This window comes from Pseudoalteromonas sp. OANN1 (genome assembly GCF_024124685.1).
Lineage (GTDB): Bacteria > Pseudomonadota > Gammaproteobacteria > Enterobacterales > Alteromonadaceae > Pseudoalteromonas > Pseudoalteromonas piscicida.
Map to the genome: position 1 here is coordinate 15,157 of NZ_JAMXSE010000033.1, position 12,792 is coordinate 27,948.

The window sequence follows — 12,792 nt, forward strand, 5'->3', positions numbered from 1 at the left end:
AGGCATTGATAGCATTTGCTATAGATAACGTATTTAACCTTTGGTTAGTTATGTAACAATGCCTAGTGGTGCTGCAGTGCGCCATGTGCCCCTGGTGAAATCCGGGAAGTCCTTGCTATTACTTCTGTCTGCAACTGAGTCCATTGAAAGAGGGAAGACCGCTGACCAAGCAGCTGCGTCGTAAACATCCTGATCTAGCGGTTCGCCATTACGAAGGCAGTAAATAATGCGCCAGAACATTAAGAAATCCATGCCACCATGGCCGCCGTTGCGCTCTGCTTCAGCCCCCATTTTTTGCCAAAGTGGATGGTCGTATTTACCGTACCAATCATTCATGTCGTAATCCCACTCGTGAAAGCTCTTACTCCCGCCGTTTTCAAGCGCGATGCGGTTGGGGAATCCTGCAAATACGCCGTTAGTACCTTGAATTAAATTGTGGCGGGAGTAAGGGCGTGGGGTAGTGGTATCGTGCTGTACCATAATCGAACGACCTTTGATGGTTTTAATGATGCTAGTGTTCATATCTCCAGCAATATAGTTCAGTTGGTTACGCTCATGATTTGCTGGGAATTCTCGTTTGGCATAGGCTGCCCGACCCAGTGCTGGTGAGCTCATGGATGAGATATAGTCGAAGCGATCGCCACGGTTGATATTCATATATTGAGAAACAGGTCCTAAACCATGAGTGGGGTAGAGGTTGCCGTCGCGTTTGGTATGCCACTGTGTGCGCCATGAGCCGGTTTTATGCTCAATTTCTTTCATTTGCCAACGAAGTTCATGGATGTAAGCTGCTTCACCGTGCAGTAACTCACCAAATAACCCTTGGCGAACCATGTTTAATACCATCAGCTCGTCGCGACCATAGCAAACGTTTTCCAGCATCATGCAATTCTTTTGCGTGCGCTCTGCGGTATTTACCAATTGCCACGCTTCTTCTATGGTTACTGCCGCTGGCACTTCAACCAAAGCGTGTTTGCCACTCTCCATTGTGTCTACCGCCATAGGCGTATGCCATTTCCAAGGCGTAGAGATGATCACAATATCAATGTCATCGCGCGCCAACATGCGGCGATAGTCCATATCATTCTTGCCGTAAGTCGCAGGTTTGGGTAAACCCTTGTCGACAACAATTTTAACCGCTCTATCGACGACTTCTTGGTGCGTATCGCAGATGGCCTTGATCTCGACACCGTCAAGATGGCAAAAGTGTTTTACCGCGCCAACTCCACGTTGACCCACACCAATAAAGCCCACTCGCACAACATCCAGTTTCGGTACGACGAGACCTTGAACTGAATTTCCTTGTGGCTTTGGTGTAAGCGGCGTCTTATTATTGTTACTTGCGCAGCCAACTACTGCGCTTGTTGCTGCGATAGCAGCCATTGATTGAAGAAATCGCCGGCGGTTTAGATCACCCATAATAACCTCTTAGTTGTTCACTCTTGTTGTTAAAAACGAAATATTATTTTTTGGTTATTATTACGGCAGTTTCATTTTGAACGCAAGTAAAATATCTTTCATATTCTTTCGTTTTATTTTCAAAATGCTTTGGTCTTTTATTTAAATCCATGTAAAACAGCGGGTTGTTTTTATTTTGATTGAAAATTAAAAAAATAAATTGAAAGCAAATGAAAGGTGTGTAGACTAAATTTAACCAAAACGAAAGGAGGTGTCATGCTGAACACCATCGAAAGACGCCACGAAATTGTTCAACTCGTTGGTCAAGCGGACCGAGTAGAAGTAACAGAACTGGCAGAACAATTTGGTGTATCAACCGTGACGATCAGAAATGATCTCAATGCCCTACATGAAAAAGGATTGTTGGTTCGCTCTCATGGTGGTGCCGTTGCGAGTTCTAGGTTAACCAAAGAGCTCACCATAACGGAAAAGCACGATCATCATCACCAAGTGAAAGTAGAGCTTGCAAAGGTAGTGGCGGGTCTTATAGGCAATAATGAGTCTATTATTCTGGACTCAGGTACCACCACAGAAGAGGTTGCGAGGCAACTGACTGAGCATCAACAGTTAGTGGTGATGACTAATGGACTTAATGTGGCGCAAGCGCTCGTTGTAGCCGATGGCGTTGAAGTGTTGATGACCGGAGGCTCACTGCGTAAAAAGTCGCTGTCGTTTTATGGCAGCCACGCAGAAGATCAGCTAAAGCAATATCACTTTGACCGTTTGGTGCTTGGTGTTGATGGGTTTTCTGTTGATGTTGGTGTAACAACACACTTTGAGCCAGAAGCCGCGCTTAACCGCGAGATGTGTAAAGCTGCAAAGCAAGTCATAGTGGTGACGGACTCCAGCAAGTTCGATCGTAAAGGTGTACATCGTATTATCGCCTGCGAAGAAATTGACGTTTTGGTAACGGACAGTGGTATTCCAGCTGATATTCATCAGCAATTGGTTGCCGCCGGAATTGAGGTACATTTAATAACGTCTTAAGAGGTGATCATATGCGGCGTTTCCAAGCCCTAATCGAAGCCAATAAATCAGGGAAAAACTCAGGCATTTATGCCATCTGCTCAGCTCACCCTTGGGTGCTGGAAGCGTCGATAAGATATGCCAAGCAGGAAAATACGCTGCTATTAATTGAGGCCACGGCCAATCAGGTTAACCAATTTGGCGGTTACACCGGGATGCGTCCCGCGGATTTTATTGCCAAAGTCGAAGAGATGGCCGACGAGCTTGGTTTTGATAAGCAGTTACTGATTTTTGGCGGTGATCACTTGGGACCAGTTTGTTGGACGAGTGAAAATAGCCAAGCCGCGATGGCCAAAGCGTGCGACTTAGTCGCTGAATACGTGAAGGCCGGTTTTAAGAAAGTTCACTTAGATGCCAGTATGCCCTGTGCTGACGATCCTGACGCGTTAAGTGATGATATTGTCGCTGATCGCGCTGCCTTGTTGTGTCAAACTGCGGAAGCCGCCGCAATTGCGACGTTTGGTCGTAGTGATATTGTTTATGTGATTGGTACTGAAGTTCCTCCTCCAGGTGGAGCTGATGAACAGATTGACAGCCTTCAACCGACCAGCCAAGTTGCTGCGCAAGAAACCCTAGCTTGCCACCGTGAACTCTTTGCAAACAAAGGATTAACGGATGCTTGGCAACGCGTGGTTGCGATGGTAGTGCAGCCGGGTGTTGAGTTTGATAACACCCAAGTGTTTGACTACAAACCGAATGACGCAAGTGCATTAAAAGACTTTATTCGTACCGTTGACCGTATCGCTTTCGAAGCGCATTCGACAGATTATCAAACTGCAGGCGCTTATCAGTCGTTGGTTGCTGATCACTTTGCCATTTTGAAAGTCGGACCTGAGTTGACCTTTGCGCTGCGTGAAGGGTTATTCGCGCTTCACCATATTGAAAAGCAATTACTACCCGATGTTCATAGTCAGTTTATTGAGGTAGTGGACGAGGTCATGCTGGCAGAGCCAACGAGTTGGCAGCGTTTTTATCACGGCGAGTCACAGCAACTCCGGTTCTTGCGCCAATTTAGCTTTAGCGACCGTATTCGCTATTACTGGCATCAAGAAGCGGTGCAAAAGGCGTTAGCAACGATGCTCGAAAACCTAGCGCGGCAGACTTTACCATTGCCGCTTATCAGCCAATATTTTCCAGAGTTATATCAACAAGTACGCCGTGCTGAAATAGAAAGGGACGCCAAAGCGTTGGTGATTGCCAAAATTCAACGTGTTGTAGCTCGCTATTCAAATGCGTGTTTTGCCATGGAGAAAGCGTCATGAACACTTTGCTAGGACACGAAATTGCGCAATTAAAAACACTGAATGCCTATTGGACAGCAAAAGAGATTTGTCAGCAGCCACAGATGTGGCAAGAAACCGCTCAGTTGGTTGCGAGCATAAAGCCTAGGCTTTTTTTGGAGTTAGCTCCTTTTCTAGATGACCCTGATACTCAGGTTATTTTGACAGGGGCGGGTACATCCGCTTATATCGGTGACGCCATCGCCACTCATCTTAGTACACACATGCGCCAAAGTGTGCGTGCAGTGAGTACAACTGACTTAGTTGCTGCACCAAGGCAATACCTAGCGACGGATAAACCGTGTTTATTGGTATCCTTTGCTCGCTCCGGTAATAGTCCAGAAAGTGTAGCGGCCGTAGAGTTGGTAACACAGCTGGTTAGTAACAGTCAGCACCTTTTTATCACCTGCAATCGTGATGGAAAGTTGCATCAAGCAGCGCAGCAGGCAAGCAATGCAACAAGTATATTGCTACCGGAGCCCGCGCTTGACCAAAGTTTTGCAATGACGAGTAGCTATTCGTCAATGATGGTTGCAGCGCTACAACTTTTTGCTGCGGATGACGGCTCCGTGGATAAGTTGATCAATGCAGCGCAAAGCATGTTAGCTGCGACAGAGCAGCAAAATATCCGTGCATTTGCACAACAGCCATTTGAACGTTTGGTGTATTTAGGAGCGGGTTGTTTACTGGGATTTGCAAAGGAAGCTGCGCTAAAAATGCTTGAGTTATCGGCAGGCCAAGTAATGAGCGTGAGCGAGTCACCGCTTGGCTTCCGTCATGGTCCAAAATCACTTATCAATAGCAAAACTGTCGTGGTATGTTTTATCTCAAGTGATGGTTATACCAGCTTGTACGATCAAGATTTAGTTGCCGAGTTGCAGCGTGACGGTACAGCCATGACGGTGCATTCACTTTGTCCTAAAGTGCCACCACTAGAAGACGTGTGGCAAGGGTTACTGTATATGTTGTTTGCACAGCAGTTAAGTTTCTATAAAGCGCTAACCCTCGGTATTTCACCGGACAATCCTTGCCCGTCGGGGGAAGTGAATAGAGTTGTGCAGGGCGTAGTCATTCATCCATTTGGGAGTGAAGTATGATTTATGGGGTGGATGTTGGCGGGAGTAAAATTGAAATTGCGGTGTTCGATGAAAAACTACAACGTATTGAATCGTGGCGTGTGGCGACCCCAAAGCACAGTTATGAGGCGTTTTTAGCGCAAATCGTCACTTTGGTGCAGCAAGCAGATGACAAATATGGTTGTAAAGGACAGGTTGGTATTGGTATGCCGGGGATAGTAAATGCGCAGCAGCGCGTGCTATCAGCAAATGTCCCTTGTGCCAATGGTAAAGAAGTTAAGGCTGATCTCGTTGCACAACTTGAACGGCCCATTGCCGTAGAAAATGACTGCCGTTGCTTTGCGTTATCAGAAGCCAGTCTTGGAGCCGGTAAGCAATATCAAAAGGTCTTTGGGGCAATAATAGGCACTGGTGCCGGAGGCGGATTTTGCATTGACGGCGCGTTGTATAAAAGTGCCCAAGGGATCGCCGGAGAATATGGCCACCATCCGCTTTCTGCGGTGTTGCAGCAAAAATATCACCTGCCTATTTTAGCGTGTGGCTGTGGACTGCAAGGGTGTTTAGAGCGCTATGTCGCAGGGCCAGGGCTTGCCGGTTTGTATCAACATTTCACGACGCAAACACTTACCTCAGAACAAGTTATCACAGCGATGCGGGCTGGAGAAAGTGAAGCACGCCATGCTTTTAATTGTTATATGGATCTGCTGGGATCGGCGTTTGCAAATTTGATCAAAGCATATGACCCTGAAGTTATCGTGCTTGGCGGTGGTATGTCGCTGATTGATGAACTTGTAGAGGCGCTCCCAAAAGCCATCGAACCCCATGTATTTTCAGCGGTATCAGTGCCAGATATTGTTAGAGCCAAGCATGGTGATGCGAGTGGCGCATTGGGTGCGGCATTACTTGGGAGTAAAGTACATGCTTGAGCAGCTTCGTTATATTCAGCCCCGTCGAATCTATACCCCTACCAGCGTCCTTGAAGCGCACGTTGCGGTAATAAAAGGTGAGCGTTTTCACGCGATTATTCCAGCGGCGGAAGCGCCTGATAATACCGAGTCTTATCCCAAACTCGACATGTGGCCTGGGTTAATTGATTTGCATATTCATGGTCGCGAGGGCTGTGATGTTATTGATGGCAAACTCTCCAGTTTAGAAACCATTAGCAGGTCGTTGCTCAAACATGGCGTCACTGGTTTTTTGGCAACCACGGTGACGACTACATGGCCACAAACTATTGCTGCGATGAAGGTTATTGGAGCCGCCTATAAGCAAAAGATGCCGGGCGCTCAGGTGCTGGGCGGATACAGTGAGGGTTTATTTTTTAGTGAAAAACACAAAGGTGCCCATAACGAAGCCTTTTTTAAACCGCTAGACGAAGCCTTAATTGATGAAATGATTAGCGCGGCTGATGGTGCGCTTAAAGCGGTGGCACTTGCGCCCGAAAAGGCTAATGGCGTTAAGATGACACAGTACCTAAGTAAACATGGGGTGCGAGTGATGTTAGGTCATTGTGATGCGGATTTTGCGCAAACCAATGCTGCTCTTGCACATGGTGCCTGCGGCGGGGTGCACGTGTTTAACGGCATGCGCGGCATTCATCACCGTGAGCCGGGCTGTGCTGGTGCGTTGTTACTTGATAGCCAAGCCTTGGTTGAAGTGATTGCCGATGGTATTCATTTACACCCTGCGATTTTACAGTTGATCTACCGCCTAAAAGGTCAGCATAAGATGGCCTTGATCAGTGATTGTATTAATGCTGGTGGCCTTAAAGATGGTGAATATCAATTGGGTGAAATGCCAATTGTGGTTAAGGGTGGCGTGGCGAAAACCCACAGTGGCAGTTTGGCCGGCAGTACACTAACACTTGAAAAAGCAGTGAAGAATTTAGCAGAATTGGCCAACATTCCGCTTCTAGAAGCCATTAATATGGCAAGTTTAGTACCCGCAACTTATTTAAATATGGACAATGAACTTGGTAGCATTGAAGTGGGTAAAATAGCGCATTTTTCTTTGCTAGACGATGTCTTCCAAGTCCAGCATGCTAACTTGTTTGGAAAGCAGATATTTTAAACAAAAATCCAAGCTCACCGCGCTGAAATTGACAAAATACAACGGAATTTTCTTAAATACAGCGGCCTAGCAGTAAGCGATACAGTAAAAATGGGTCACAAAGTTTCGCATTAGAAACTTTTTCGCGAATTGATTGCATTTTAGACGACTTCAAGGATGATGTTCGCTACAAGAGGTGATATACTCCCGCCGAATAATTTTTCTACTTTAAATAGAGTAAAACAATGGCAGATTTATCGAAATACAGAAACATTGGTATTTTCGCGCACGTTGATGCGGGTAAAACTACCACCACTGAGCGTATTCTAAAGCTTACTGGTAAAATCCACAAAACTGGTGAAGTACACGACGGTGAGTCTACTACTGACTTCATGGAGCAGGAAGCTGAGCGTGGTATTACAATCCAATCAGCGGCGGTAACTTGTGAGTGGAAAGGCCACCGTTTAAACGTTATCGATACTCCTGGACACGTTGACTTCACAGTAGAAGTATACCGTTCACTTAAAGTACTTGACGGTGGTATCGGTGTATTCTGTGGTTCTGGTGGTGTTGAGCCACAATCAGAAACTAACTGGCGTTATGCGAACGAATCAGAAGTTGCACGTGTAATCTTCGTAAACAAACTAGACCGTATGGGTGCAGACTTCTACCGCGTAGTTGGTCAGGTTGAGAAAGTACTTGGTGCTAACCCACTAGTTATGACTCTACCAATCGGTATCGAAGACCAGTTCTGTGGTGTTGTAGACGTACTTGAGAAGAAAGCATACGTTTGGGATGACACAGGTCTTCCTGAAAACTACGAAGTACAAGACGTTCCAGCTGACATGGTAGACAAAGTTGAAGAATACCATGAGATGCTAGTTGAGTCTGCTGTTGAGCAAGACGACGACCTAATGGAAGCGTACATGGAAGGTGAAGTTCCTTCACTAGAGCAAATCAAAGCGTGTATCCGTAAAGGTACTCGTGATCTTGCGTTCTTCCCAACGTTCTGTGGTTCAGCGTTCAAAAACAAAGGTATGCAACTTGTACTAGACGCTGTTGTAGATTACCTACCTTCTCCTACAGAAGTTGATCCTCAGCCGCTAACAGATCCTGAAACAGGTGAGCCTACTGGTGAAGTAGCAACTGTTGACGCTGATGCACCACTTAAAGCGCTTGCGTTCAAAATCATGGACGACCGTTTCGGTGCACTTACGTTCATCCGTATCTACGCAGGTCGCATGAAGAAAGGTGACACTATCCTTAACTCTGCAACTGGTAAAACAGAGCGTATCGGCCGTATGGTTGAGATGCAAGCGGACGAGCGTACTGAACTTACTGAAGCACAAGCGGGTGACATCATCGCTGTTGTTGGTATGAAGAACGTTCAAACAGGTCACACGCTATGTGATCCTAAGCACGAGTGTACACTTGAAGCGATGATCTTCCCTGATCCAGTAATCTCAATCGCTGTAGCACCTAAAGATAAAGGTGGTAACGAGAAGATGGGTATCGCGATCGGTAAGATGGTTGCAGAAGATCCTTCATTCCAAGTTGAGACTGATGAAGATTCAGGTGAAACTATCCTTAAAGGTATGGGTGAGCTTCACCTAGACATTAAGGTAGACATCCTTAAGCGTACATACGGTGTAGACCTAATCGTTGGTCAGCCTCAGGTTGCTTACCGTGAAACTATCACTAAAGAAGTTGAAGATAGCTACACGCACAAGAAACAGTCTGGTGGTTCTGGTCAGTTCGGTAAGATTGACTACCGTATCAAGCCTGGCGAAGTTGGTTCTGGCTTTACGTTCAAGTCTTCAGTTGTTGGTGGTAACGTTCCTAAGGAATTCTGGCCAGCAGTTGAGAAAGGCTTCAAGTCAATGATGGACGAAGGTGTACTAGCGGGCTTCCCAGTACTAGACGTTGAAGTTGAGCTATTCGACGGTGGTTTCCACGCAGTTGACTCATCAGCAATCGCGTTCGAAATCGCTGCTAAAGGCGCATTCCGTCAGTCTATCCCTAAAGCGGGTGCACAACTTCTTGAGCCAATCATGAAAGTTGACGTGTTCACGCCAGAAGACAACGTAGGTGACGTAATCGGTGACCTTAACCGTCGTCGCGGTATGATCAAAGACCAAGAAGCTGGCGCAATGGGCGTTCGTATCAAGGGTGAAGTACCACTATCTGAAATGTTCGGATACATCGGTCACCTACGTACTATCACGTCTGGTCGTGGTCAGTTCTCAATGGAATTCTCACACTATGCACCATGTCCAGCAAACGTTGCTGACGCGGTAATCGCAGCTGAGAAAGAGAAAAAAGCAGCTAAGTAATTAATTACTTCTTTTGCATAAAAAGGTCGCCTTTGGCGGCCTTTTTTATTTTTAAATTCAATTGTTTATAGGTTTAATGCCCTGTCTAAAAGTCGTCACGATTATTTCATGTTTTATTAATTTTAAAGTTCTTGCTTTAGGAACATTGGCTCTTTATCATTAGCTTTTCTTCAATAAATTGGGTCACATTATTGCGTCGTGGGCTCAAATTTGATTGTGGTTGGGTAAATAAAGGAGATACTCAATGAGAACTTTAGAACTGGAAATAAACTGGCATTTCTATGTACTGGCACTGTCCCTTATCTGGCTGGGTAATGCGCTGTTTTCTATCTTAGATATTCCCTCATCATTATTGCAAATAGTTACACTTACCTTACTATTTTTTACCCTATCATTATTGGTACTGTCATTAACCGGAAAGCGTTTTCTTCATATAGATAAAGCGGGAGTCAGCTATAACTTTTTTGGTAAAACCCATTATATCCATACGGAACATATTCAGGCGATTAGGTTACGCTCTTTGGGCATTGTAAGTCTTCCTGAGGTATATCTCGATGATGGTCGTATTATTCGCTTCTTTAGCTGGAAAATGAATCGCGATGAGCTTTTAAAAGCAGAAAGTTTGGTCAGATAAGGTGTAAAGGAAGTGCAGGTGAGGGTTTCACCTGCTCAAATTTAAAGGTTTCACACCAATTGCATTAATGCAATTGATATTACTTTTCATTCAGCCAAATTGCGGCTTGTTTTGCAAAGTAAGTCAAAATGCCATCCGCACCAGCACGCTTAAATGCTAGTAGAGACTCCAGTACAACAGGCTTCTCAGCCAACCAGCCGTTATCAATCGCAGCCTTATGCATGGCGTATTCACCGCTGACTTGGTAAGCAAATGTTGGTACTCCAAACTCATCTTTAACGCGTCTGACAACATCAAGGTATGGCATACCTGGTTTTACCATCACCATATCAGCACCTTCTTGTAAGTCCAAAGCCACTTCACGTAATGCTTCGTCAGAATTAGCAGGATCCATTTGATAGGTTTTCTTGTCTGCACCTTTTAGGTTGCCTGCAGAGCCAATCGCGTCGCGGAAAGGGCCATAATAACTCGATGCATACTTGGCAGAGTACGCCATTATACGAGTATGGATAAAACCGCACTCTTCAAGTGCTTCACGCACAGCGCCAATTCGGCCATCCATCATATCGGAAGGGGCGACGATATCGGCACCTGCCTCTGCATGCGAAAGCGCTTGTTTGACTAATACTTCCACGGTTTCTTCATTCATGACATAACCATCTTCATCTAAGATACCGTCTTGACCGTGGACTGTGAATGGGTCTAATGCAACATCGGTGATCACACCAAGCTCAGGACATGCTGCTTTAATAGCACGTACCGCTCTTTGTGCAATCCCTTCAGGGTTGTATGCTTCCTCAGCTAGTAACGATTTTTGTTCCGCCGGTGTTACTGGGAATAAGGCGATGGCAGGAACCCCTAGCTCTACTAGTTGCTTGGCTTCCTCAACTAATAGATCAATAGATAAACGCTCAATACCTGGCATTGATGGGATAGCTTCACGCTTAGATTCACCATCCAATACAAATACTGGATAGATTAAGTCATTAACCGTTAGCGTGCTTTCGCTCATTAGACGTCTTGAAAAGTCATCGCGACGCATTCTGCGCATGCGAGTTAGGGGGAAAAGATCGAGTCCTGATTGAGCCACGTTAGTTCTCCTGATTGGGTTTGAAAGTAACAACACGATTACGACCTTGCTGTTTTGCTTGATACAAGGCTTTATCCGCATTGTCAGTGTAAAGCTGTGGATTATGTGGATCGCTAACCACTGCACTATAAACGCCTGCACTAGTGGTTAATTTAAGCGTATCTTCACCAAATTTGATATTGAGATCCGCTGTAGCCACTCTCAGGCGTTCAGCTACTCCGACTGCACCTTCTTCTGGGGTGTTTGGTAGTAGCAAAATAAACTCTTCACCACCATAGCGGAACACTTCATCATGTGGTCGCCGCAAGTGTGATTTTATTAAGCTGGCAAATTCGCAAATTGCTTGATCACCAGCCAAGTGGCCATATTTGTCGTTAATTTTCTTGAAGTGATCGATATCAAAAATAACAAGGCTCAATACTGTCTGCTCTCGTCTTGAACGACGTACTTCCATCTGTAAACGCTTGTCGAAATAGCGCCGGTTCTTCACTTTTGTGAGTGGATCTTCCATGTTCATGCGCTCGAGCTCCCGGTTTTTATCCTCAAGTTCCCTTAATGTGACTTGAAGCTCAAAAGTACGTTCCTCAATGTTGGACTCTAAGTCGTACTGGGCCTGTTCTTGTAGTTTAAGCTTTTCTTTTAATAGGGCATCTTCAGCTTGAGTATGAGCTAGCCGTTGCTGTTGCTTGGCCAGCTTTTCATCTCTTTGAAATATATATAGACGTATGAGCAGGTAACTCAGCAACGTGGCTTCAACAACAAAAATACCAAAGTAACCCAAGTGGTTCAAAAAGCTGCCGGACTGAACCCCGAGCTCGACCGTAAACGGGTAGCTAATTACGATAAAGTGGCAGAGCGCGATTGCGATTAAGATATTTCGGCTCTTGTGGTTAATACGGGCGAGCGTATAGATAATCAATACAGAGACAATAAAGCTAATGCTAAGCGCTAGCAGGAGAGACTGAGAAACCGGTAAAAAAGCAATGAGCAGAAACAAGCACAATGTCGCTAGAATGGCCTTTCTTTTCGTCAGCTTAGGGTGCGCAAGAAGTGACTTTCCAGAGCAATAACTCAAAGCGGGCAATAGCAGTGCGCTGAGCAATAACATCATCATGCCTTGACCATACTGTTGAAACCATTGCCATGAAGAGTAAAAGTAGCGATAACCAAAGCCATAGATATGTGCATTGAAAAGCCATACTGTAGCGATAAACAAAGTGGCACATAAAAAGTAACCTTTTTTTGTAACACAATAGAGTGTGGCATTGGTTAAGGCGAGTGCTAGTACAAAGCCTGCTAAAATTCCAAAAATAAGATTAAATTTACTCTTAAATTGGAGGTATTCATTCGGCTCCCAAATTGCAAGAGGAGCCGTGATAACCCCCTCATCACTGATCTGTAAGTATAAATGGCTTTGAGTTTGTGGCTGCAGCTCAAGCGGAACAACTAGAGATTCATACTTTAGTGGCCGCTTAATCAGTGGCAAGGCATCGCCCATATCTAAGCTGAATATTGGATGGTTCGGTCTAACATGATAGGCAGTTACCGCATCGATGAGATTATTGTTTATACTTACCAATACTGGTGTGAGCGAGTTGTTGGTATTGTGCAGCGCTATTTTTAACCATAAGTACTTCGCTACAGGTCGAAGGCCTGTGGGGACTTGGGTGCTGTTATGCCATTCGACAGGAGCCGCAAGCAGTTCGTTTAACGATGCATATTTACTCAGTGTGTAACTTAGCTTTACTTGGTGTTCTACCTTAAATGACTCTGAAATAGTGACGGCAGAAATTACAGCAGAGCTGTATATCAATATAAGTAAAGACAACACAATGCGCATTACTGG

The 12,792-nt window shown here is 45.3% G+C and carries 10 protein-coding genes; 7 read left to right on the forward strand and 3 right to left on the reverse strand.

Annotated elements, in window-relative coordinates; translation table 11 throughout:
* Positions 1-48: 48 nt before the first annotated feature.
* On the reverse strand, positions 49-1,419 hold the full coding sequence (locus NH462_RS21010) for a Gfo/Idh/MocA family oxidoreductase (protein ID WP_253107669.1): 1,371 nt from the start codon (positions 1,417-1,419) through the stop codon (positions 49-51).
* Between the two features lie 255 nt (positions 1,420-1,674).
* Here NH462_RS21010 and agaR point away from each other — a divergent pair, with 255 nt between their 5' ends.
* From agaR to NH462_RS21045, 7 genes are all read left to right on the forward strand, one after another.
* Positions 1,675-2,445 (forward strand): transcriptional repressor AgaR, encoded by a 771-nt coding sequence (agaR, locus tag NH462_RS21015; protein WP_010376494.1) that lies wholly within the window; start codon positions 1,675-1,677, stop codon positions 2,443-2,445.
* An 11-nt stretch (positions 2,446-2,456) separates the two neighbouring features.
* Positions 2,457-3,746 (forward strand): D-tagatose-bisphosphate aldolase, class II, non-catalytic subunit, encoded by a 1,290-nt coding sequence (locus NH462_RS21020; RefSeq protein ID WP_253107670.1) that lies wholly within the window; start codon positions 2,457-2,459, stop codon positions 3,744-3,746.
* On the forward strand, positions 3,743-4,861 hold the full coding sequence (locus tag NH462_RS21025; RefSeq protein WP_253107671.1) for an SIS domain-containing protein: 1,119 nt from the start codon (positions 3,743-3,745) through the stop codon (positions 4,859-4,861). Before NH462_RS21020 ends, NH462_RS21025 begins: the two co-directional genes overlap by 4 nt.
* The gene (locus NH462_RS21030) at positions 4,858-5,766 is read left to right on the forward strand and encodes an ROK family protein (RefSeq protein WP_253107672.1); all 909 of its coding nucleotides are present in this window, start codon (positions 4,858-4,860) and stop codon (positions 5,764-5,766) included. Before NH462_RS21025 ends, NH462_RS21030 begins: the two co-directional genes overlap by 4 nt.
* Complete coding sequence (nagA, locus tag NH462_RS21035) at positions 5,759-6,910, forward strand: N-acetylglucosamine-6-phosphate deacetylase (RefSeq protein ID WP_253107673.1); 1,152 nt, start codon at positions 5,759-5,761, stop codon at positions 6,908-6,910. Before NH462_RS21030 ends, nagA begins: the two co-directional genes overlap by 8 nt.
* A gap of 224 nt (positions 6,911-7,134) precedes the next feature.
* Positions 7,135-9,222, forward strand: coding sequence for an elongation factor G (fusA, locus tag NH462_RS21040; protein ID WP_253107674.1), 2,088 nt, complete (start codon positions 7,135-7,137; stop codon positions 9,220-9,222).
* 244 nt (positions 9,223-9,466) lie between these two features.
* Positions 9,467-9,856: a hypothetical protein gene (locus tag NH462_RS21045; protein ID WP_253107675.1), complete on the forward strand. Its 390-nt coding sequence runs from the start codon at positions 9,467-9,469 to the stop codon at positions 9,854-9,856.
* 79 nt (positions 9,857-9,935) lie between these two features.
* Here NH462_RS21045 and hemB read toward each other — a convergent pair whose 3' ends face one another.
* Positions 9,936-10,946 (reverse strand): porphobilinogen synthase, encoded by a 1,011-nt coding sequence (hemB, locus tag NH462_RS21050; RefSeq protein WP_026001016.1) that lies wholly within the window; start codon positions 10,944-10,946, stop codon positions 9,936-9,938.
* 1 nt (position 10,947) lies between these two features.
* Positions 10,948-12,786, reverse strand: a complete 1,839-nt coding sequence (locus tag NH462_RS21055) for a diguanylate cyclase (RefSeq protein ID WP_045964737.1) — start codon at positions 12,784-12,786, stop codon at positions 10,948-10,950.
* Positions 12,787-12,792 lie beyond the last annotated feature (6 nt).